The sequence below is a fragment of the Flavobacterium sp. genome (assembly GCF_013822155.1).
Lineage (GTDB): Bacteria > Bacteroidota > Bacteroidia > Flavobacteriales > Flavobacteriaceae > Flavobacterium.
The window spans coordinates 1-23,878 of record NZ_PNJW01000047.1 but is presented as its reverse complement, the minus strand read 5'-3'; the positions used below and the strand labels follow the sequence as shown (position 1 = coordinate 23,878).

Genomic DNA, 23,878 nt, shown 5'->3' with positions numbered 1-23,878 from the left:
CCACTGATAATGTAAATGGATTGATGATAAAATACATTACTGATGCAGGATTTAAAAATGCTCGGGAAGTAGATTATATCAACACATCAATCGGGACTTATTCTTATTATAAAGCAGAAAAAATAATTAATAACTAAAAAATAACACAGTATGAAAGCACTTATTTTAACAGCTATTTTAGCAATCACTTTAGTTTCTTGCAATCAAAAAAACAAAGAAACAGAAAACAACACTACAGAAACTTCCGCAAATTCAAGTGAACTATATGCATGCCCAATGCATCCCGAGGTTCAAGGAAAAAAAGATGAAACATGTTCCAAATGTGGTATGGAATTAACCGAACTGGTAACTCAAACGCAAGCACCTCACGAAAAAAAAGCAACAGAAGCATCCTCTGCTGCAACAACACAATCCAATGTTAACATCGAGGATATTTTAATTAGTTACATAAATTTAAAAAACAAATTGGTTAAAGATGATACAAATGGTGCTGCCGAAAAAGCAAAAATACTATTCACCTCATTTGACAGATTTGACATCAAAGTTTTAAGCGAAAAACAAAAAAAAGAATATTTGGATATTGCAGATGATGCCAAAGAACACGCAGAGCATATTGGAGATAATGGAGGAAAGATAGAACATCAAAGAGAACATTTTGTAATGTTAAGTAAGGATATGAATGACTTAATTCAATTATTTGGAACCAGTCAAAAACTATATCTGGATTTTTGCCCAATGGCAGATGACAACAAAGGTGCTGTTTGGATAAGTGAAACAAAAGAAATCAAAAATCCATATTTTGGAAAAGAAATGGCTACTTGCGGTTCTATAAAAAAAGAATACTAGTATGAAAAAAATCATCAAAAAAATACTTTTTATTGGGTTAATTATTTTTTTGTTGATACAGTTATATCAACCTGCTCGGAACATTAGTTTTGAGCAGGATATAACTGGTAATTTTACAAAAGTCTATAATGTTCCTAAAAATGTTGAAATCATTTTGCGAACTTCTTGTTATGATTGCCACAGTAACAACACCAATTATCCTTGGTACTCTTACATTCAACCCGCTCGTTTTTTTATGGAAAGTCATATTGCAACAGGAAAAGAAAATTTAAATTTTAATGAATGGGGAAATTATAGTAGCCGAAAGCAAAATAATAAATTAGAAAGAATTGCAAAACAAATCGAATCAAACGAAATGCCTTTGAGTTCTTATACTTTAATCCATAAAAAAGCAATCCTTACAGCCTCCCAAAAAAAAGAAGTATTGGATTGGATAAATAAAACAAAAGATAGTATTTCATTACTAAATTAAAAATAATGGTAGAAAAATTAATAACATTCTCACTACGAAATCGAGCCGTTGTCTTGCTGGTTTCAGCTTGCTTATTTGCTTGGGGAGTTTACAGCGTCCAACAAAACCCCATTGACGCCATTCCTGATTTATCCGAAAATCAAGTTATTGTGTTTACGGAGTGGATGGGAAGAAGCCCACAGGTTATCGAAGCCCAAGTAACATATCCCTTGGTTTCCAACCTGCAAGGTATTCCTAAGGTTAAAAACATTCGAGGCGCATCTATGTTTGGGATGAGCTTTGTTTACATCATTTTTGAAGATGATGTCGATATTTATTGGGCAAGAACCCGTGTATTGGAAAGACTAAATTATGCCCAACGCTTGTTGCCTCAAAATGTAGTTCCAACACTTGGACCCGATGGCACAGGTGTGGGTCACGTTTTTTGGTATCATTTAAACGCCGACGGTATGGACTTGGGAGAGCAAAGAGCCTTACAAGATTGGTACGTGAAATTCGCCTTGCAAACTGTTCCTGGAGTTGCCGAAGTGGCATCTTTTGGTGGTTTTGAAAAACAGTATCAATTAGTGTTGGATCCCTTGAAAATGCAATACTATAACGTCAGTATGATGGAAGTGATGAATGCAGTCAAGGCTAATAATAACGATGTTGGTGGGCGAAAATTCGAAATGAGTGATATGTCATACATTATAAGAGGATTAGGATATATCAAAAACATAAAGGACGTGGAAGAGATTGCTATTAAAAATTATAATTCCGTTCCTGTAAAAGTTAAAGACATTGGTTCAATACAAATGGGTGGCGATTTGAGACTAGGTATTTTTGATGAAAATGGCACTGGTGAAGTTGTTGGCGGAATTGTGGTAATGCGTTATGGCGAAAATGCTGATAAGGTAATAACGGCAGTCAAGGAAAAAATGAAAGAAGTTGAAAAAGGATTGCCTGAAGGGGTTACTTTTAAAACCTCTTATGACCGAAGTGATTTAATAGAAAAAGCAATCGCATCAGTTAAAGGAACTTTAATCGAAATTATGATTACTGTTTCTCTTGTGGTTCTTCTTTTCCTTTTTCATTGGCGAAGTGCTTTAATTATACTCATTCAATTACCTATATCTGTGTCTATTGGCTTTATTTTACTTGAAGCATTTGGCATTTCATCTAATATTATGTCATTAACGGGTATTGCTCTGGCAATTGGTGTTGTTGTTGATGATGGTATTGTAATGGTTGAGAATGCATACAGGACAGTTTCGGAGAAACAAGAAGAAATGGATAATAATCAGTAATTGGAATTAAGATGAAAAATAAAATTAAAAATATATTCAAAAAAGAAAACGATCCGTTGTCTCCTGAAGATAAGTTAAAGCTTATAGAGAGCTCTTCAAAATTAGTTGGCCCAGGTGTTTTCTACTCAACAATAATTGTAATTACATCCTTTTTGCCTGTTTTTCTTCTCACGGGAATGGAAGGCAAGTTATTTGGACCATTGGCTTGGACGAAATCTTTTATTCTGATAGTTGATGCTTTTTTAGCCATTACACTTGTACCAGTGCTAATTAGTTTTTTACTAAAAGGAAAACTTCGTCCAGAAAATAAAAATCCAATTAACAAAAAATTGGAAAGTATTTATACACCCATTTTAATTTTTTGTTTAAAATGGAGAAAAACGGTATTGGGTATCAATATCATTGCCTTGCTGATTGGCGTATTAATGTTTACTCGTTTAGGTTCAGAATTTATGCCTCCTTTAGATGAAGGATCTGTACTGTTTATGCCGGTAACCTTGCCCGATGTATCCAACTCCGAAGTAAAGAGAATTCTTCAGGTTCAGGACAAATTGATAAAATCAATTCCCGAAGTGGCCCACGTTTTGGGAAAAGCAGGCAGGGCAAATACGGCAACCGATAATAGTCCAATAAGTATGGTTGAAACCATTATTTTGTTAAAACCTCAAGCAGAATGGCGAGAAGACAAAACCAAAAATGATATTATCACGGAAATAAACAACAAACTTCAAATTCCTGGCGTGACCAATGGTTTCACGCAACCTATTATCAACCGGATCAATATGCTTTCAACAGGAATCAGAACCGATGTAGGCATAAAAATATACGGAGCAAGTTTAGATACCATCAATGTTTTGGCTCAAAAAATTAAAAAAACATTGGAAGGAACTTCTGGAGTTAAAGATTTGTATGCTGAACCAATAACAGGCGGAAAATATATTGATATTGAAGCAAAAAGAGATGTTATTGGCAGATACGGACTAAACATAGATGATATAAATAATGTAGTTGAAGCTTCTATTGGAGGGATGAAACTCACTACGACTATCGAAGGAAGACAACGTTTTTCCGTAAATGCACGATATGCACAAGAATACAGAAATAGCCTTGAGGCCTTAAAAAAATTGCAAGTTCAAACGATGCAATTTGGTCCAATACCATTAGAAACTGTAGCTAATGTAAAAATAAGTGATGGCCCTCCAATGATAAATAGCGAAAATGCAATGCTCCGTGGCACAGTGTTGTTCAACGTTCGGGAACGTGATTTAGGAAGTACTGTAAAAGAGGCACAGGAGAAACTCAATGCAATGATGACCAAGATGCCAAAAGGATATTATGTGGAATGGAGCGGACAATGGGAAAATCAAATTAGAGCCAACAAAACATTAAGTTTAATACTGCCTATTGTTGTGGTCATTATATTTCTTGTTTTATATTTTACGTATCATTCGATGAAAGAGGCATTAATCACGATGATTACAGTACCCTTTGCTTTAATTGGAGGAATATTTATGGTTTATTTTTATGGAATTAATTTATCCGTTGCTGTTGCCGTTGGCTTTATTGCACTGTTTGGAATGGCAATCGAAACGGCAATGTTAATGACCATCTATTTGAATGAAGCAATGAATAAAATGGTAGAAAAGTACGGAAACACGAAGGAAACCATAACCGAAGAAATATTGAAACAATATATTATTGATGGTTCAGCCAAAAGGTTAAGACCAAAATTGATGACTGTTTCAGTTTCATTATTTGGACTAATCCCCATTCTTTGGGCAACAGGAACAGGATCAGATATAATGCTTCCCATCACTGTCCCACTAATTGGAGGCACCATTACCTCCACGATTTATGTATTATTAGTAACACCGATTGTTTTTGAGATGGTAAAACTTCGAGAATTAAGAACAAAAGGTAAAATAGAACTTATAGATGTTAAAGAATAAATTTTATATAGCCATAAGTTGTTTGATTTTAAGCGCTAGCAATTTAGCAGCCCAAACACTTTCCTTGGATAATGTATTGAATACCATCAAAACAAATAATCCACAATTGAAAATTTATGATGCCGAAATTCAAAGTATGGATGCGGCGGCAAAAGGAGCCAAAAGCTGGATGCCTCCTCAAGTGGAAACAGGTTTTTTTATGACGCCCTACAATACCAAAATGTGGAAAGCAAATGAAATGAACCCTGGTATGGGAAACTATATGTTGGGTGTTACGCAAATGATACCCAATGCATCCAAGTTAAAAGCTGATTTTAATCTTATGAATGCAATGTCATCTGTTGAAAAAGAAAACAAAAACTATACAGTTAATCAATTGAAAGCATTGGCAAAAACAAATTATTATCAATGGTTGGTTTTAAATAAAAAAATAAAAATAGCCGATGATAATTTGTTGCTTTTAGATTATATGATTAAAAGTATGGAAATACGCTACCAGTATAATATGGATAAATTGCCTACTTATTACAAAGCAAAATCGCAATACAGCGCATTAGAGAGTATGATTCTAATGTTGCAAAATGACATTTCCCAAAAGCGAATTATGCTAAACACCTTGATGGCAAGAGATAAAAACACCAAATTTGAAATTGATGAAACTTACGAAATAAAAGATTTTAATTTGGCCATATCAGATACAACTTCTCTTTCTAAAAACCGAAGCGATGTGAAAGCCATCGAAAAAACGATGGAAATAAATCAGCTCAAAATTGTAGCCGAAAAAACAAAGTTATTGCCCGAGTTTGGTATAAAATACGATCATATGTTTGCTTTTGGAGAACAACCCCAACAATTTTCCTTGATGGGAATGATTACCATTCCAATGCCTTGGTCAACTAAAATGAATAAAGCCAATATCGACAGTTTTCAAATTAAAAATGAAAGTTTGAACTGGCAAAAGCAAATGATTTTGAATGAAGCCACAGGAATGATTTCGGGTATGAACAATGAATTGACCGCTTTAAAAAAGCAATACGAGGTTGCACAAAAAAGCATCATTCCTGCCTTGAAAAAAAATTATGAAACTGCAATTTTGGCTTGGCAAAATAATACTGGTGATTTATTTGCCACTCTCGATGCTTGGGAAGCATTAAATATGGCTCAAATTGATGCTTTAGATAAATTGCAAAGTATATTGGCAGCACAAGTAGAAATTGAAAAACAATTAGAAACCAAATAATTATGAACAAGTATATAAAGTATGGTTTAGCTCTTGTTGTAATTTCCATTATCGGAATTGCAATCTATTTCTTTGCCAAAAAATCAGATAATCATTCGGAAATGGGACATCAAAACGAGGTTTACACTTGTTCAATGCACCCGGAAATCATTAGAGATAAACCCGGAAATTGTCCCATTTGCGGAATGACTTTGGTAAAAAAAGTAACAGAGAATAATTCCGTTGACGACAATTCAATCGACAATCTTATAAAACCTACCGACAATTTTATAGTAGGTAATTATCAAACAACAACGGCAATAGACACTGCTTTGAGCAGTGAAATAAATTTACCGGGAATTGTGGAGTATGATCCCAATTCATCGGTAAATATTGCAGCTCGAATGAGCGGTCGAATCGAAAAAATGTATGTCAATTATAAATATCAAAAAGTAAATAAAGGACAAAAACTATTTGATTTATACAGCCCAGAATTACTGACGGAACAACAAAACTTCATTTATATGATTACTAATGATGCTGAAAATCCTTCGATTATTAATGCCTCCAGACAAAAATTGTTGCTTTATGGAATGACTGAAAATCAAATAAATGCGCTGTTTAATTCCAAAAAAGTTAACCCGTTAATAACCATTTATAGTCCAGCTTCTGGTATTATTGAAGGAACAGCAACGATGGATAATACAACTAATCCTGTGATGCAAAGTGCGAGTAACAACACTGAAGTTTTGAATGTTAAAGAAGGGAGTTATATAAAAAAGGGAGAAATCATTTTTAAACTATTAAATACGGATAAAGTATGGGGAATATTTAATGTTATCCAAGGATACAATAGTCTTGTCAAAGCCAATCAATCCATCAGAATTACTTCCGAACTAGACAAAAACGAACTCATAGATGCAAAAATCAATTTTGTCGAAACACAATTAAATCCAGCCGATAAAACCAACAGAATTCGAGTTTATTTAAATAATAATAAATTCAAATTACCAATTGGGTTAAGATTGCAAGGAGTTGTGAAAACAAATTCAGTAAATGGGATTTGGATTCAAAAACAGTCAATGGTAAGCATTGGAAACAAGAAAATAGTTTTCTTAAAAATGGACAATGGCTTTAAGGCATCCACTATAAAGACAGGAATTGAAATAGATGATTTTATCCAAATTATGGAAGGTATTTCAGTAAAAGACACCATTGCCAAAAACGCACAATATTTAATTGACAGCGAAAGCTTTATTAAAACCGAATAATAATGAAGACAATAAAAAAAATAAGTGTACTATCAATACTATTTATGGTAATGGTGGCTTGTAATACTAAAGACAAAGAAGACCATAGCAAAAACAATAAGAGTGCAGCAACAACATTTTACACTTGTTCTATGGATCCACAAGTTAAGGAAGACAAACCCGGAAAATGCCCCATTTGCCATATGGAGTTAACCCCAATAAAACAAGATGACACAGAGGCTAATGAAATAAGTTTGAGTAAACAGCAAATACAATTGGGAAATATCACTACACAAACTATTTCAGAAACTCAAAGCAGTTTAGAGCAAAATTATACAGGAGTCTTGTCCATTAATCAAGAAAAAATAAAAACCATTTCTGCAAGAGCAATGGGACGAATTGAAAAGTTGTATTTCAAAACCGTTGGTGATTATGTTTCTAAAAACCAAGCCGTATATCAATTGTATAGTGAAGATATTGCCATTGCCAAACAGGATTATTTTACGGCATACAAACAACTGGCAATGCCTGGCGATTTTGGAAAAAATGCCCGAAATATGCTCAATGCAGCAAAACAAAAACTGTTGTTCTTTGGTTTAACCAATGCCCAGATTGAAAGTATAAAAACCAGTAAGGAAGTTTCTCCTTATACCATTTTTTATAGCACTGCCAGTGGAACAATATCGGAAATAAGTACCACAGAAGGCAGTTATGCAATGGAAGGTTCCCCCATCATTAAATTGGCGGATTTAAACAGTCTTTGGTTAGAAACACAGGTAAACGTAAACTATGCCAAGAATCTAAAAATAGGACAAAAAGCCCAAATTACATTTTCCGATTTTCCTGATAAAACCATAAATGCGCAAGTTTCTTTTATCAATCCTGAAATAAATCCAGATACTCGTCTGCTTTTAATTCGATTGGAAATATCAAATCCAAATTTGCAATTAAAACCCGGGATGCAGGCTATGGCAAAATTAACACAATCCAATCTAAAAGGATTGTATATTCCTGTAGATGCAGTGATCAGGGAGGAAAACGCTTCCTATATTTGGGTTGAAAAAAGACCGGGAGTATTTGAAAACGTAATGGTAGAAACTGGAATAGAAACCAATGGAATGATAGAAATCAAATCTGAAATAGATCCTGCCAAAAAAGTCGTTATTACAGGGGCTTATGCCATAAACAGCGAATATAAATTCCGAAAAGGAAGTGACCCAATGGAAGGGATGAAAATGTAATATTTAAAAACTAAAAAATTATGACACATACCTATACCATTACCGGAATGACTTGCAATGGCTGTCGTTCTAAAGTCGAAAAAACATTGAATGCTATTGATGGCGTTGAAGCAAAAGTTTCCTTAAACCCATCCATAGCTACTATAACAATGGAAAAACACATTCCAATAACACAGTTGCAAGAAGCATTATCTGCCGTTGGAAAATACACCATAGAAATAGCCAATGATAAAATGTTACAACAAGCAACCTCAAATGAAAATACTGTAAAATCTTGTTGCTCTACGCATTCCCACAGCGATAAAAAAGAAATCAAAATCGCTGTTAATGCTAATGGCAAATATTATTGTCCAATGCATTGTGAAGGCGAAAAAGTGTATGACAAAGCAGGCGACTGTCCTGTATGCGGAATGGATTTAGTCAAAGCTCCGGATTTAACTCTTAGCAAATCCCTATATACTTGTCCAATGCATCCAGAAGTAATTAGTGAAACACCAGGTTCTTGTCCTATTTGCGGAATGGATTTAGTGCCTATGAATCCAACTGACACAGAAGATCAAAAGACCTATAAAGATTTGGTCAAAAAAATGAAAATAGCGGTCGTATTTACAGTTCCCATTTTTGCAATCGCAATGATAGAAATGATGCCAAACAATCCGTTACTTAAAATAATGGATGCTACAAAATGGAATTGGGTACAATTTATACTTACACTTCCTGTTGTTTTTTATGCCTGTTGGATGTTCTTTGTTCGTGCCTTCAAATCTATTATTACTTGGAATTTGAATATGTTTACCCTTATCGGTATAGGAACCGGAGTTGCCTTTTTGTTTAGTTTAGTGGGTATGTTTTTTCCAAACATTTTTCCAAACGAATTCAAAACAGAACACGGAACAGTCTTGCTTTATTTTGAAGCCACAACAGTAATTCTAACATTGGTTCTATTAGGACAATTAATGGAAGCCAAAGCACACAGCCAAACTAGTGGAGCAATTAAGGAATTACTAAAACTCGCTCCTACCGAAGCTATTTTAGTAATTGATGGAAGTGATAAAGTAATTTCGATTCACGACATCAAAAAAGGGGATTTATTGCGCGTAAAACCCGGGGACAAAATACCAGTTGATGGCAAAATTACCGATGGAGAAAGTAGCATTGATGAAGCGATGATTACAGGCGAACCCATTCCAGTGGACAAAAAGAAAGATGACAATGTAATTGCAGGAACTATAAACGGTAACAAATCCTTTGTAATGATTGCCGAAAAAGTAGGTTCAGAAACTTTACTTTCTCAAATCGTGCAAATGGTCAACGATGCTTCTCGATCTAGGGCACCAATTCAAAAATTGGCCGATAGTATTGCCAAATATTTTGTGCCAATAGTGGTGATTATTTCAATAATTACTTTTTTCATTTGGGCTAAGTTTGGTCCCGAACCTGCTATGGTTTATGGGTTTATAAATGCCATTGCTGTATTGATTATTGCTTGTCCTTGTGCTTTAGGTTTGGCAACTCCCATGTCCGTAATGGTGGGTGTTGGTAAAGGAGCACAATCGGGCGTTTTGATAAAGAATGCCGAAGCTTTAGAAAATATGAATAAGGTTAACGTTCTAATTACAGATAAAACAGGAACTATCACCGAAGGAAAACCATCTGTCGAAAAAATATACTCAACCGATAACAAAGATGAAGATTTATTGCAACGCATTGCTTCATTAAATCAATATAGTGAACATCCATTAGCACAGGCTGTAGTTAATTATGCTAAACTAAAAACTGTTTCATTAATTGAAGTTAAAGATTTTGAAGCCGTTGCAGGAAAAGGAGTTACAGGAACGGTAACCAATAAAAAAGTAGCATTAGGTAATAAAAAGCTAATGGAACAAGTCAAAGCAACAGTCTCTGACGATTTAGAAAACAAAATTATTGCAGAACAAAAACTCGGAAAAACAGTTTCCTATATAGCAGTTGAAGGCATTGCTATTGGTTTTGTATCAATCTTCGATGCGATTAAAGAATCAAGTACAGCAGCCATTAAAGAATTAATGAGCCAAGGTGTAAAAGTAATTATGCTAACTGGGGATAATGAAAATACAGCCAAAGCGGTTGCTGATGAATTAGGGTTAGCATCATACAAAGCCGGATGCTTACCCGAAGACAAACTCAAAGAAATAAAAATATTACAAGCAGAAGGCAAAATTGTGGCCATGGCTGGCGATGGTATAAATGATGCTCCGGCATTAGCACAAGCTGATATTGGAATTGCCATGGGAACCGGAACTGATGTAGCTATTGAAAGTGCCAAAATCACTTTAGTGAAAGGAGATTTACAAGGCATCGTAAAAGCTAAAAATTTGAGTCATGCTGTTATGAGAAACATCAAGCAAAATTTATTCTTTGCTTTTTTCTATAACGTATTGGGTGTGCCAATTGCAGCAGGAGTTTTATACCCATCTTTCGGAATCTTATTATCTCCAATGATTGCAGCTCTAGCCATGTCATTTAGCTCAGTATCTGTAATTGTGAATGCATTACGATTACGAAATTTAAAACTTTAAATAAAAAATGAAAATGAAAAAAATAATCTTTATAAGCTTTATGCTATTTCAATCGTTACTAATAGGTGCCCAAGAAAAAGTTCAAATCAGAACCACATCAGCAAGTCCAGCTTCATCATTTGATCAAGAAGTGGGCAGTGCAATAATAAAAATAGCATATAGCAGACCTTTAGTAAGAGGCCGAAAAATATTTGGTGAATTAGTACCTTTCGATAAACTTTGGCGTACAGGTGCGAGTGATTGCACAGTAATTAACACTTCCGAAGATATTTCCTTTGGTAAAAGTATATTAAAAGTCGGTAGTTATTCAATATTCTCAATTCCATCAGTTAATGAATGGACGATAATTGTTAACACAGATACTACTTTACATGGTGAAACGGGCTATGATGAAAAAAAAGACGTGATGCGTTTCAAAGTCCCTACAGAAAAAAGTCCCAACTTCTATGAAACATTCACAATTGAATTAAATGACATCAATAGCAAAGGAGAGGCATTTCTAAAAATATTTTGGGAAAATACTATGGTCAAAATACCAATAAAGAGTAAGGAGGACGATACTATATTAGCATTAATAGACCAACATATTGTTAAAGGCAAAACACAAGATGCTACTTTATTATTTCAGGCAGCTAATTATTATTATAGCACAAATAGAGATTATAAACAAGCAATTGAATGGCTTTTGGAAGCTGAAAAATTAAACCCACAAAATTTCTATTATCCAAATTTGAGACAAAAATTAGCCTCAGAAAATAAAGATTACCCAAAAGCTATTGAAGCTGCAAAGAGAGCAATTTCGATAGCTGATAAGGAGAAAATGAAAAAAACTATTGAACTATTGAACCATAAAATAGCTGATTGGGAAGTGTTATTAAAAAAATAATATCGTAAGAGTAAATTTAAAGAAAAATACAATTAACTAAAATGAATAATCAAAATAAGCTTTTCAAAAAACTGTTGCCGATACTAATCCTTGTTTTGGCTACACAAACGCTGTTTTCACAAAACATAGTTCGATACGATTTATACGTTAGGGATACTATCGTTAATTTTTCCGGAAAAGAAAAAAGAGCCATTGCGGTAAATGGTCAAATTCCCATGCCTACGCTTACTTTTACTGAAGGGGATATAGCTGAGATTTATGTGCATAACGAATTGAAGGAAAGTACTTCCTTGCACTGGCACGGACTATTTTTACCCAACAAAGAAGATGGTGTGCCTCATCTCACTCAGATGCCGATTGAACCGGGAACTACTCATAAATACACGTTTCCTATTATTCAAAACGGAACACATTGGTATCATAGTCATTCCGGTTTACAGGAACAAATTGGGATGTATGGAATGTTCATTATGAACAAAAAGCAAGAAGATTCAACATTCCGAAAAGGAATTGATGATTTGCCAACTGTACCTGTAATTCTTAGCGAATGGACGGATTTAAAACCTGAGAATGTGCACAGGATGTTACACAATGCCTCCGATTGGTTTGCTATTAAAAAAGGAACTACACAGAGTTATGCAGAAGCTATTAGAGAGGGACATTTTAAAACAAAACTCACCAACGAATGGAAGCGAATGAATGCCATGGATGTGAGTGATGTATATTATGATAAATTTTTAATTAACGGAATTTCGGAAAGTCAAATCACTACTATCGACGGAAAGAAGTTAAATGCAGGTGACAAAGTCAGATTGCGAATTGCCAATGGTGGAGCATCAAGTTATTTTTGGCTGCGATATGCCGGTGGTAAAATCACTGTTGTTGCCAGTGATGGTAACGATGTAGAGCCTGTGGAAGTAGACAGACTTTTAATTGCAGTTTCTGAAACCTATGATATCATAGTGACAATTCCTGCCGATAAAACATCATATGAGTTGCTAGCTACCGCCGAAGACAGAACAAAATCAACTTCTTTATACATTGGCGATGGCATCAAACAACTAATTGCTCCATTACCGAAATTAAAATATTTTGAGGGGATGAAAATGATGAACGACATGATGAAGATGAATGGCGATTTGGATGATATGGGGATGCAAATGTCATTAAACCAAATGGATATGAATGCTGTTATGTATCCTGAAATTACGGGTGCTGCAAAAGACAGGAATAAGAAAAATACAGAAAGTAGCGATAGTATGAATGATCATTCCAACCATACACAAAACCATGGTAACGAAATGTCTACTATTGGAACACTTAACTATGCAATGCTAAAAGCTACAGAAAAAACAACGTTGCCTAAAGATGCTCCGGTAAAAGAACTTCGTTTTGAATTAACCGGAAATATGAATCGGTATGTTTGGAGTTTAGACAATAAAGTAATTTCCGAAACTGACAAAATTTTAATCAAAAAAGGTGAAAACGTCAGGATTACACTCTACAATAATTCTATGATGCGTCACCCTATGCATTTACACGGTCACGATTTCAGAATCATTAACGGTCAGGAAGAATATGCTCCTTTAAAAAATGTGATGGATTTAATGCCAATGGAAACTAACATCATTGAATTTAATGCGAATGTAGAAGGCGATTGGTTTTTCCATTGTCATATTTTATATCACATGATGGCAGGAATGGGTAGAATTTTTACTTATGAAAACCAAGAGCCAAACCCACTAATTCCCAATCCTAAATTAGCAGAACGAAAGCTATTTGCAGACGATAGAGCTTTTCACATCATGGCTGAAAATGATTTTGCAACCAATGGAAATGATGGTATGGCAATGATACAAAATACACGTTGGAGTTTAGGTGCAGAATGGCGTTTAGGCTACCACGATATGCACGGCTACGAAGCAGAATTTCATTTAGGAAGATACATTGGAAAAATGCAATGGTTGATGCCTTTTATTGGTTTCGACTGGCGATACAGAAAGATGAACGATGAAGTTGAAAAAAACATCTTCGGACAAGAAAACACCAAAGACAGAAGAGCGGTTTTAAGTGCAGGGGTTAATTATACATTACCGATGCTAGTGATGGCTCAAGCAGAAGTTTTTCAAGATGGAAATGTTAGATTTCAATTAATGCGGGAAGATATTCCTGTCTCAAAGCGACTTCGAATGGGATTCATGGTTAATACCGACACCGAATATATGCTTGAAGCAAAATACATTCTAGCGAGAAATTTTAGCATCAGAACACATTACGATAGTGATATGGGATTTGGAGTTGGGTTGAATTTGAATTATTAAAAAAATATTTTAATTATCTTTGAAGAAACAATCCATCTCAATATGAAAACATTCACACTTAAGACTTTCTTTTTTCTCGCATTTACTCTTTTTACAATTCATACAGCATCTGCACAGAAAACAAATCAAAAAGCAATAATCAAAACGGTATTACACTGTAATCATTGCAAAGCATGTGAAACCTGTGGTATGAAATTTAAAACCGAAATGCTGAAAATAAAAGGTGTAAGAGCTTATGAATTAGATGATGAAAATATGACTTTCACAATCTTTTACAATGAAAAGAAAACAGATTTGCAAACGATTAAAGTAGCCATCTCTAAATTAGGTTATGATGCAGATGAAGTAAAAGCAGATCCTGAAGCTTATGAAAGTTTAGACGATTGTTGTAAAGCATAATCTATATGGAAAACACCAAATCACACTGGGAAAATGTTTTTGCAACTAAAAATCCAAACGAAGTAAGCTGGACACAAAAATATCCTAAAACGTCTATGAATTACATTGAAAGTCTGGGACTTTCTAAAACCGCAAATATCATCGATATAGGTGGTGGAGACAGTAATTTAGTGGATGTTTTACTAGAAAACGGATATGAAAATATTTGGGTTTTAGACATATCCGAATTTGCCTTAGAAAAAGCCAAACTACGTTTGGGAGAAAAAGCAGATAAAGTGCATTGGATTGTTTCAGACATTATAGAATTCCGTACAGAAAGTAAGTTTGATTTTTGGCACGATAGAGCGGTTTTTCATTTCTTAACAGATAAAGAAAGCATCGATAAATATTTAGCTTTAATCAATAATGTAGTAGCTGACAATGGAAATTTCTTCTTAGGAACTTTCTCTGAAAACGGTCCCCTTAAATGCAGCGGTTTAGAAATTAAACAATATTCTGAAAACACAATGAAACAAACCTTCAAGCAAGCTTTTGAAGCAGTAAAATGTTTCACAGAAAATCATACTACACCATTCAATACCGTTCAGAATTTTCAGTTTTGTGGTTTTAAAAAGCGATAAAAATTTAAAAATTTTGCTTTCTCGTTATTAAAATAAAAAACACCCATTAAATCATCTCGAAATAATGGGTGTTTTACTTGAATTAATAATCTATAATTTATACTTCAATAAAGTAGCTACAACATCATAATACTCTTTTTCAATCTCCAAATAGGAATTATAAGTAGTGTTGTAATAATTAAGTTCTACAAAATATTCTAAAACCGAAATTTGACCAGCAGCTAAGGCTTTATCCAATAATTTTATTGGTTCAACCGATTGGTTTATTTTTTCATAGTCAGTTAAAATACTTTTCAAACTTTCATAACGTCCATAAAGCTGTTTTATTTCGTAATAATGGTCATTAGTATGATCTGTCAAAGCACTTTCTGCAAACGTCATTTTAGCTTTTTGAAGCTTAACCGTGTTTTTGCTTTCCCAAAGTGGTAATGATATTCCGGTGTGAATTCCGTTATACGTTTGCCCTAAAATACCTTGATAATGATACCCAAGTTCCATTTTGGGTAATGCTAATGCTTTGCTTACATCAATTTGTTTTTGAGCAATTACTTTTTCTTGCTCTAGCGTTTTTCTGATGTAATCTTGGGCTTCAATCTCCTTTTCCAATATTTCAAAATTTGAAATAGCAGGAACATCAAAATATACAACATCAACAAGATTAATTGAAGTTCCACCATTTAAACTCGTTAGCTTTTCATTCAGTTTTACAATTTCAGAAGCGTTATCTTGAAACTGTTTTTTGATTTCTAACAACTGAATTTCAGCTTTGTTTACATCCAGAATAGTGCCATCTCCATTATCCAATTTCTTCTTGAAATTGGTTAACCACTTTTCAGTAGCTTCTTTTCTTTTAGTCAACGGAACTTGTAATTTATTTCGGTAAACCAATTCAATACAAATCTTTTTAGCTTCCAAAAGCAATTCTTGATTAGCTGATTTCAATTGCAAATCGGCTTGAGTGCTTAATTGTTTAGCTAACTCATTTTTCTTTCCATAAACTGTTGGAAAATCAAAAGACTGCGTCACAATAATATCCGTTTGATTACCAGCATTGGCAGGACTTCCTTTTAAATAATCATATTCAACAGTTGGATTGTATAATGAATTTCCTGTTTTGTACTGCACTTTTTGAGCATTCCAATACTGCGTATTCGCTTGTATGGTTTTGTTGTTTTTAGCAATTTCTGAAAGGACTTTATCAATAGTTGATTGAGAATGTCCAAAACCAAAAGTCATTGTTGCTAAAATAAGAAATAGTCTATTTTTCATTGGTAACTTTTTTTCGATTAGATAAATAATACACCACAGGAACAATAAAAATGTTCAATAAGGTTGAAGTCAATAAACCACCCAAAATAACTTTTGCCATCGGACTTTGTATTTCATTTCCAGGCAAATCACTTGCAATAGCCAACGGAATTAATGCCAATCCTGCGGTTAAGGCAGTCATTAAAATGGGACTTAATCTATCTTTTGAACCTTGAATGACGGTTTCATAAAGCGATAATCCTTCTTTTTCTAACGTTTCATAATGTGAAACTAATAGAATTCCATTTCGAGTAGCTACACCAAACAGCGTAATAAAACCTATAATAGCAGGAATACTCAAAATACCGCTAGTGAAGTAAATACTAAATACACCACCAATTAAAGCAAGAGGTAGATTTAGCAATATGATAGAAGCAGTTTTTACTTTTTTAAACTCTTGATACAAGATTAAGAAAATAACTAATAACGAAATAAGTGAAGTTAGAATTAATGTTTTTGAGGCTTCAGCTTCGGCTTCAAATTGTCCACCATATTCGATATGATATTCTTCAGGTAATTTTACTTCTTCATCAATGATTTTCTGAATATCAGCCACAACACTTTTTTGGTCACGCCCAGAAACGTTAGCAGATACAACGGTTTTACGTTGTACATTTTCTCTATTGATGGTATTTGGTCCCGATGTGCTTACAATATCTGCTACATAATACAATGGTATTTTTTTGCCATCGTGAGTGTCAATCATCGCATTTTTGATGTTCTCGATTTTACCTTTATTAGCATCATCAAATCGAAGCATCAAATCAAAGGTTTTGTTACCTTCATAAATTTCAGATACTTTTTCACCTGCAAAGGCAACATCAACAAATTCATTAAACTGACCAATGGTAATTCCGTATTGGTTTAACACATCACGTTTGGCTTTAATTTGAATTTGTGGAATTTCAACTTGTTGTTCCACACTCAAATCAACCAATCCTTCAACATTCTGAATTTTAGCTTTTATTTCATTGGAAAGAGTAAAGAGTTTATTCAAATCATTACCAAAAATTTTGATAGCAATATTTGCTCTAGTTCCTGATAACATATGGTCAATTCGATGTCCAATAGGTTGTCCAATAGTAATATTTGCTCCCGAAACTCCTGCTAATTTTTCACGAACATCAGCCATAAAATCCTCACGACTTCTTTCATCAAGTGTAAAAGGAGCATCAATTTCAGCAGCGTTTACACCTTGTGCATGTTCATCGAGTTCAGCTCTTCCGGTTCTTCGAGTGGTGATTTTAATTTCAGGCACAGAAAGCAATGCTTTTTCTACTTGTGTGCCAATTTTATTACTTTCCTCTAATGATATTCCGGGTAAACTCACAGCACTAATTACTAATGAGCCTTCGTTAAATTCAGGTAAAAAACTTCTTCCCAATTGGCTCATTACAAACAAAGAAATCAAAAACAAGCAACCCGCAACAATCAATACTGCTTTTTTCATTTCCATAACTTTGTTCAAAGCATTGGAATATACTTTTTGCAAGCGTTGTACCAACCAACTTTCTTTATGCTGTTGTAGAAGCATTTTATCATTAGTTAGTAAGTAACTTGCCAATACAGGCGTTAGTGTAATAGAAACGATTAACGATGCAAACAACGCCACTATAAAAGCAATTCCAAGTGGAGCTAATAATTTGCCTTCCATTCCTGATAAAAAGAACAACGGTAAAAAGGCAACGATGATAATAAAGGTTGCATTTATTACAGAACTTCTAATTTCAAATGAACCATCAAATATTACGGTCAATTTGTCTTTTTGTTCTGCTTTTGGTTTGAGTGCATTTTCTTTCAGTCGTTTAAAAACATTTTCCACATCAATAATGGCATCATCAACCAAATCACCAATAGCAATTGCCATGCCTCCTAAGCTCATAGTATTGATAGTAAAACCAAGATATTTTAAAGTTAGTATGGCGACAATCAATGAAATAGGAATAGCCAATAAAGATATAAATGTAGCTCTCCAATTCATCAAGAATAAAAACAGGATGATAATGACAAAAGCAGTTCCTTCCAGTAAAGTCTTTTGAATATTACTGATGGATGCATTAATAAAATCAGCTTGACGAAAGATTTTAGTATTAATATGTACATCTTTTGGCAAGTTCTTTTGAATGTCGGCAATCGAAGCATCAATAGTTTCAGTAAGTTCTAAAGTGTTGGTTGATGGTTGTTTCATAACTGTCATAATAACCGCAGGTTCACCTTTTAACGAACCATCACCAATTTTAAGTGAAGATCCAATTTTAATTTCAGCTACATCTTCAATTTTTATCGTATTTCCATTAACTGTTTTGATAACTGATTTACCAATTTCTTTAATATCAGATGTTCTACCAATACCTTTAACAATATATTCGTTATTGTATTCATTCATAAAACCACCAGACGAATTCCCATTGGCTTCTTCACTTGCTTTTAGCAATTCAGTCAATGAAACGTTATAATAGTTCATCTTTTGAGGAGAAGCTAATATCTGATATTGCTTATATTCCCCACCAATCACAATTACTTGTGAAACACCACCAGTGGCTAATAATCTTGGTCTGATAGTCCAATCGGCAATGGTTCTCAAATCAATTTGAGACGTTTTATCTGCTGTAACACTGATCAACATAATTTCTCCCATTATAGAAGATTGTGGACCCATGGTAGGATTTCCAACTCCTTGTGGTAATTTTTCAGCTACAGCAGTTATTTTTTCATTTACAATTTGTCTTGCCTTGTAAATATCAGTGTCCCATTCAAATTCAACCCATACAATAGAAATTCCTGCTGAGGAAGAAGAACGAACGCGTCTTACATTAGTAGCACCATTAACTGAAGTTTCAATAGGAAATGTAACCAATTTTTCTACTTCTTCAGGAGCCATACCATGAGCTTCAGTAAGCACAACAACCGTTGGAGCAGTCAAATCAGGAAATACATCTACTTCCATTTTTGAAGCAACTACGCTACCAAAAATCAGCAGTAAAACCGATGCTATCACTACAAAAAATCGATTGTGTAGTGAAAATTTAATTATTTTATTTAGCATAAGTTAGGTTTTAATGTTCGTGTCCGTGAGCAGGCAAAGCACCTGATGCACTGGATAATTTGATTTGATAACCACCTTTGGTAACCACTCTTTCGTTTTCAACGATTCCTGATAGAACTTGAACATTTAAACCATCACTTGCACCTAGTTTTACTTCTCTTTTTTGAAAGCTTTCGCCACCAGTTTGCACATATACATAAAAAATTCCTTGTTCTTCAATTAAAGCTGAAACAGGAACTACTAAAGCATCAGCAATAGTGGAAGATTTAAGATAGATTTCAATAATCGAACCTGAAACCAATTGACCTTCATTATCAATTTCAAAAGTCACCGGAATAAAGGGAGTGGATGCTGAAGCACTTTTACCATAAGAAACAATTCTACCATTTAAAGCCGTTGTATTGTAAACCACATCACTTTGAGGTGTTTTAAAATTAGCCGATGTAATGCTTGATAATCTACTAAAGTAGTTTTGCGAAATATTGGCTTGAACTAACAATTTTTTGTTCTTTGAAATAGTGGCTAACGGTGTTCCTGATGCAACAAATTGTCCTTCGGTAACCAAAATATTTTTAACAAAACCTGACATTGGAGCTAATACATTCTGACCTTTACCACTATAATTTTTAGAAATGGTGTTGTAGGCAGTTTGTGCATTTTCAAATTGTAACTTAACTTGTTGGTGCTCTCTTTCTGAAACGATTTTATCAGCAACTAATGCTTTAGAACGTTCATAATCGGCTTTAGCTTTTAAATAATTGGCTTTAGCATCTTTTACAGAAGCATCAATATTGCTTTCCGTCATATCACCACCCGTAATGGTAAAAAGTGAATTCCCAGAATTTACAGCTGAACCCACAATGGTGTTTTTACCAGAAAAAACAACTACACCGCTGGCTTTAGCAGTAACAATCATTTCGTCTCCAGGAGCAGAGAGAATTTGACCACTGGTTTTAATGACATCATTGAAAGTATCTTTTTTAACCGCTTGGTTGGCAAATTCCACTTTCCAAGCTTGTTCTTTCAGATAGGAAATATCGCCACTTTCAGTGTGCTCAGGTTGTTTGGCTAATGCGGTTTTCATATCAGCATAAACCACTACATCTTCAATGGTAATTTTATCTGTAAAATCTTTGGTAATGATGTCAAAAATTAATGTTCCTATTCCTGTTGTCTTCGGATTTAATGCCAAACGAAATATACCGGGTGAACTGGGAGCATCAACAGAATTTTTAATGCCTTTATCGCCAACAATCAAGCTAACAGTTATTTTAGCATCAGTCAAAGCTGTAAAGTTTTCTCCTAAAACGGTGAAGTGAGCTGCAAACTTTGAAGTTTCACCAACTATCAAAGGTTTAAACTCAACAAATAGTTCTGAATTTTCAGTATAAAGTGTGTAAGCTAGAGGTTCTAAATGAGCTTCGTGTTTAGCTTCCTCTTTGTTGTTGCAACTTGTAAATCCTATTAAGAATAAACTAAGTAGCAGTGTTTTTTTTATTATTTTCATATAAATTAAAAAGTAATTTGATGCCTATAATTTCAATAATTACAGGCATCAAATTGATTAATGTTTGTGGTCTTCACCGTTTTCGTGGTCATGATCGTGAGCTTCTTTCGTAGTCGCCGTATCTTTTCCAACAGTAAACTCTTCTTGTGAAACTGTATCTGTTTCGTGATTTGCATGTTCTTCACCATCTGCGTGTTGGTGTGTTCCATCTGTGTGATCGTGACCGTGGTCTTCTTCGGTTTTTTTACCATTACAAGCAGTAAATAGCATACCTATAACTGCCATAGAAAGCAATAATTTTTTCATCGATTTTGTTTTTAGAAATTAATATATATGAAAATAACTTAAAGCCAGGATTAGGCAATAAGAGTCTTGTAATTCAAATAATGAATAGTTTAGCTAAAAAGTGTGGGCGGACCACGAAAATGTAAGGAATGTAAATGTGGAGAAATAAAAATGAGCGGTTCTTTATTTCTAACCACTTCTTTTTTATTGTAAAAAGTAAGTGAGAGACTATAAATAGAATGATTGTCAAAAACCAATAAATCATTCGGTACTTTCTTGACTATTTTACTAACTTCTTCACTATGAGTAGTTGAAAAGGTATCTGAAGAATGAGAAAAATGAGAAAAAAAATGCGACAAACCATTTTCATTAGAATGATCTTCATCATCGTGATGATGATGTGAGTTTCCATGATGATGATGTTCCGTTTCATGGGTATGCGGAATCAAGCTGTGTCCTAATTGTAGAAAACAAGCCAAAAAAAGAAAATAAATACAGATTTGCTTTTTTATCATCTATACAAAAGTAAGATATTTTTATTAAAACTATTTATAATAAACTTGAAACTCAGAATCTCAACATATAAATTCGGACATTTAATAGTCAGAAAAAAGATAGTTAAATAAATCTTCTTTGCTTTATAAAAGTATTTAAAATGTTGCTAAATAACTCGATTCTTTGTTCTCGGGATAAAATTATTAAACAAAACCATTTTTTTATTATTACTTCAGAATTCATGTCATTAAAATAAACCATACCCAGCTTTATAGAAAAATAATATTTTTAAATATGTCTTACAACTTTATCAGTATATGAAAGTCATCTAAAAAAGCCTAATAAAAACAAAGTTTTAATTAATTTTTAGACCATCGAAAAAGGATAAAATGGGAATCAAGTGTTCGATTAAAGTCCCTCCCACTCCACTAAAAACCCTGTAAAAGATTTATTTTACAGGGTTTTTTCTTTTAGGGGAGGTTTGAGGGGATGTTTTATTTTGTGCCCCGTTAGCCTATTCTTTTTTGTGCTATGCACGGTTTTGTAGGGCGAAATTGACATTTGGTGTAGCGAAATTGACATTTGGTGTAGCGAAATAGACAATTTGGGTAGCGAAATTGACATTTAGTGGAGCGAAATTGACATTTAGTGTAGCGAAATTGACATTTGATGTAGCGAAATAGACAATTTGAGGAGCGAAATTGACATTTGGTGTAGCGAAATAGACAATTTGAGGAGCGAAATAGCTATCGTTGGGAGCGAAACAGGTGTCGTTGGGAGCGAAATTGACATTTTGTGCAGCGAAATTGACATTTGGTGTAGCGAAAGAGGCATTTGGTGTAGCGAAAGAGCCGCTTAGGGGAGCGAAATTGAATGTTGGTGGAGCGAAAGTGCTTCTTTGGGGAGCGAAATTGAATGTTGGTGGAGCGAAAGGGGGTTTTGCACGAGCGAAATTGACATTTGGTGTAGCGAAATTGACATTTGATGTAGCGAAATTGATATTTACTCACTAATATGGTGCTTTGTTTTTTGGTTATTTTGTTAAGCTTGGTAGGATTTTTTAGTTCTTTAATTCATTTGTTCTTTTGATTTTTTTGGTTTTTTAATTTTTTTGGTTTGAAGGATTGAACACGGATTAGATGGATTAAATGGATTAAAAGGATTTTTTAATTCTTTTAGTTTTTGATTTCATAAGTTTTTCTTTTGTTTAAACCTATTTTAGGATAAGACATGATGCTTTCCGAAACCAAAGAGATGGTTTCTAACTAGCAAGAGATGCCTTCAAAGAGTAAAGAGATGCCTTCAAAGAGTAAAGAGATGCCTTCAAACAACAAAGAGATGCCTTCAAAGACCAAAGAGTTGCTTTCCGGTAACAAAGAGATGCTTTCCGGAAGCAAAGAGATGCTTTCTGGAAGCAAAGAGATGCTTTCTGGAAGCAAAGAGAAGCTTTCCGGGACTAGAAAGATAGCTTCGAAGAGCAAAGAGAAGGCTATTTGAAAAACAATAAATTAAAACCCTTTTAGTTGATTTGTAAGAATATAAATAAACAGTATATTTGATAAAAATACGCTACTGAGTAGCGACTATCCACCTAAATTTTGGTGTATAGTCGCTAGTTTAAAGCGAGAATAAACAAGTTAGCGGAAACCGTCGAAAAAAATGACACAAATGAAAATAATCATAAATAACAAAAAAATACTAGCAAGAGAATTTGTTTACTTTATTCTTTGCTTATTAATTTCCTCATTAATTTTTTTATTTATTTTTCCTTACAATTATTTTACCCAAAATCAAGCAGCTAATTTCGCTAAAGAAGTTAAAGAAAAAAATGTATTTATTGATAGCATAAAAAGCATAAACAATAAAAAAATTGATGCACAAAATTATTTTACTGACAAGTATAAAAAAGAATTTGATATCGATATTTATAGCGAAGTAAATACAGAACTATGGATTACTTTAAACAGAATTGTTAAGGCTGATAGCGTAAAATATAAGTGGGAAAATAAATGGGAAAAGACGCTTGTCAGTTTTAATAAAAAAATGGGATATAAATCTCCAGAAGAATTTACAAATTTTATAAAATCCAATGTTATAAGTTCATCAGATATAGCATTAATAGAAAAAAGTAAAAAAGAGGTTAGATTTTTAAAATCTCAAGAGAAAGATAAAAACAATGATTTTATCGAA

The 23,878-nt window shown here is 33.7% G+C and carries 20 protein-coding genes; 15 read left to right on the top strand and 5 right to left on the bottom strand.

All coding sequences use genetic code 11. The features are described from left to right. The first annotated feature begins 150 nt into the window (after positions 1-150). Genes C0512_RS11350 through C0512_RS11295 form a run of 12 tightly spaced genes read left to right on the top strand, consistent with a single transcriptional unit; the run spans position 151 to position 15,047 of the window. Positions 151-846: a DUF3347 domain-containing protein gene (locus C0512_RS11350; RefSeq protein WP_026712073.1), complete on the top strand. Its 696-nt coding sequence runs from the start codon at positions 151-153 to the stop codon at positions 844-846. A gap of 1 nt (position 847) precedes the next feature. Continuing rightward, positions 848-1,318: a heme-binding domain-containing protein gene (locus tag C0512_RS11345; RefSeq protein WP_026712072.1), complete on the top strand. Its 471-nt coding sequence runs from the start codon at positions 848-850 to the stop codon at positions 1,316-1,318. 53 nt (positions 1,319-1,371) lie between these two features. Then, complete coding sequence (locus tag C0512_RS11340; protein WP_290861646.1) at positions 1,372-2,604, top strand: efflux RND transporter permease subunit; 1,233 nt, start codon at positions 1,372-1,374, stop codon at positions 2,602-2,604. A gap of 11 nt (positions 2,605-2,615) precedes the next feature. Next, positions 2,616-4,553 carry an efflux RND transporter permease subunit gene (locus tag C0512_RS11335; protein ID WP_290861644.1) on the top strand — a complete coding sequence of 646 codons (1,938 nt, stop codon included), beginning with the start codon at positions 2,616-2,618 and terminating at the stop codon, positions 4,551-4,553. Further along, entirely contained in the window at positions 4,540-5,793 is a 1,254-nt protein-coding gene (locus C0512_RS11330; RefSeq protein ID WP_290861642.1) for a TolC family protein, read from the top strand. The genes C0512_RS11335 and C0512_RS11330 overlap by 14 nt, the downstream gene beginning before the upstream one ends. 2 nt (positions 5,794-5,795) lie before the next feature. Further along, positions 5,796-7,043 (top strand): efflux RND transporter periplasmic adaptor subunit, encoded by a 1,248-nt coding sequence (locus C0512_RS11325; RefSeq protein ID WP_290861640.1) that lies wholly within the window; start codon positions 5,796-5,798, stop codon positions 7,041-7,043. A gap of 2 nt (positions 7,044-7,045) precedes the next feature. Beyond that, positions 7,046-8,263 carry an efflux RND transporter periplasmic adaptor subunit gene (locus C0512_RS11320; protein WP_121314455.1) on the top strand — a complete coding sequence of 406 codons (1,218 nt, stop codon included), beginning with the start codon at positions 7,046-7,048 and terminating at the stop codon, positions 8,261-8,263. A 20-nt stretch (positions 8,264-8,283) separates the two neighbouring features. Then, a complete protein-coding gene (locus C0512_RS11315; protein ID WP_026712066.1) occupies positions 8,284-10,821 on the top strand; it encodes a heavy metal translocating P-type ATPase in 2,538 nt (845 codons plus the stop codon). Between the two features lie 13 nt (positions 10,822-10,834). Continuing rightward, positions 10,835-11,707 (top strand): DUF2911 domain-containing protein, encoded by an 873-nt coding sequence (locus tag C0512_RS11310; RefSeq protein WP_290861635.1) that lies wholly within the window; start codon positions 10,835-10,837, stop codon positions 11,705-11,707. 41 nt (positions 11,708-11,748) lie between these two features. Beyond that, a complete protein-coding gene (locus C0512_RS11305) occupies positions 11,749-14,028 on the top strand; it encodes a multicopper oxidase domain-containing protein (RefSeq protein ID WP_290861633.1) in 2,280 nt (759 codons plus the stop codon). A 42-nt stretch (positions 14,029-14,070) separates the two neighbouring features. After that, on the top strand, positions 14,071-14,427 hold the full coding sequence (locus C0512_RS11300) for a heavy-metal-associated domain-containing protein (protein ID WP_290861631.1): 357 nt from the start codon (positions 14,071-14,073) through the stop codon (positions 14,425-14,427). Positions 14,428-14,432: 5 nt separating this feature from the next. After that, positions 14,433-15,047 (top strand): class I SAM-dependent methyltransferase, encoded by a 615-nt coding sequence (locus tag C0512_RS11295; RefSeq protein WP_290861628.1) that lies wholly within the window; start codon positions 14,433-14,435, stop codon positions 15,045-15,047. A gap of 90 nt (positions 15,048-15,137) precedes the next feature. Here the strand turns inward: C0512_RS11295 and C0512_RS11290 are convergent, their stop codons facing one another. From C0512_RS11290 to C0512_RS11270, 5 genes are all read right to left on the bottom strand, one after another. Beyond that, entirely contained in the window at positions 15,138-16,316 is a 1,179-nt protein-coding gene (locus tag C0512_RS11290; protein WP_290861626.1) for a TolC family protein, read from the bottom strand. Beyond that, positions 16,306-19,401 carry an efflux RND transporter permease subunit gene (locus tag C0512_RS11285; RefSeq protein WP_290861624.1) on the bottom strand — a complete coding sequence of 1,032 codons (3,096 nt, stop codon included), beginning with the start codon at positions 19,399-19,401 and terminating at the stop codon, positions 16,306-16,308. Before C0512_RS11285 ends, C0512_RS11290 begins: the two co-directional genes overlap by 11 nt. 10 nt (positions 19,402-19,411) lie before the next feature. Then, on the bottom strand, positions 19,412-20,908 hold the full coding sequence (locus C0512_RS11280) for an efflux RND transporter periplasmic adaptor subunit (protein WP_290861622.1): 1,497 nt from the start codon (positions 20,906-20,908) through the stop codon (positions 19,412-19,414). A gap of 57 nt (positions 20,909-20,965) precedes the next feature. Beyond that, positions 20,966-21,193: a hypothetical protein gene (locus C0512_RS11275; protein WP_290861620.1), complete on the bottom strand. Its 228-nt coding sequence runs from the start codon at positions 21,191-21,193 to the stop codon at positions 20,966-20,968. 110 nt (positions 21,194-21,303) lie between these two features. Then, positions 21,304-21,708 carry a hypothetical protein gene (locus C0512_RS11270; RefSeq protein WP_290861618.1) on the bottom strand — a complete coding sequence of 135 codons (405 nt, stop codon included), beginning with the start codon at positions 21,706-21,708 and terminating at the stop codon, positions 21,304-21,306. 732 nt (positions 21,709-22,440) lie between these two features. Here C0512_RS11270 and C0512_RS11265 point away from each other — a divergent pair. The 3 genes from C0512_RS11265 to C0512_RS11255 form a co-directional block, all read left to right on the top strand. Further along, a complete protein-coding gene (locus C0512_RS11265) occupies positions 22,441-22,701 on the top strand; it encodes a hypothetical protein (RefSeq protein WP_290861617.1) in 261 nt (86 codons plus the stop codon). A 262-nt stretch (positions 22,702-22,963) separates the two neighbouring features. Continuing rightward, entirely contained in the window at positions 22,964-23,185 is a 222-nt protein-coding gene (locus C0512_RS11260) for a hypothetical protein (protein WP_290861615.1), read from the top strand. Between the two features lie 171 nt (positions 23,186-23,356). Then, a partial coding sequence (locus C0512_RS11255; RefSeq protein WP_290861612.1) for a hypothetical protein occupies positions 23,357-23,878 on the top strand: 522 nt, incomplete at its 3' end.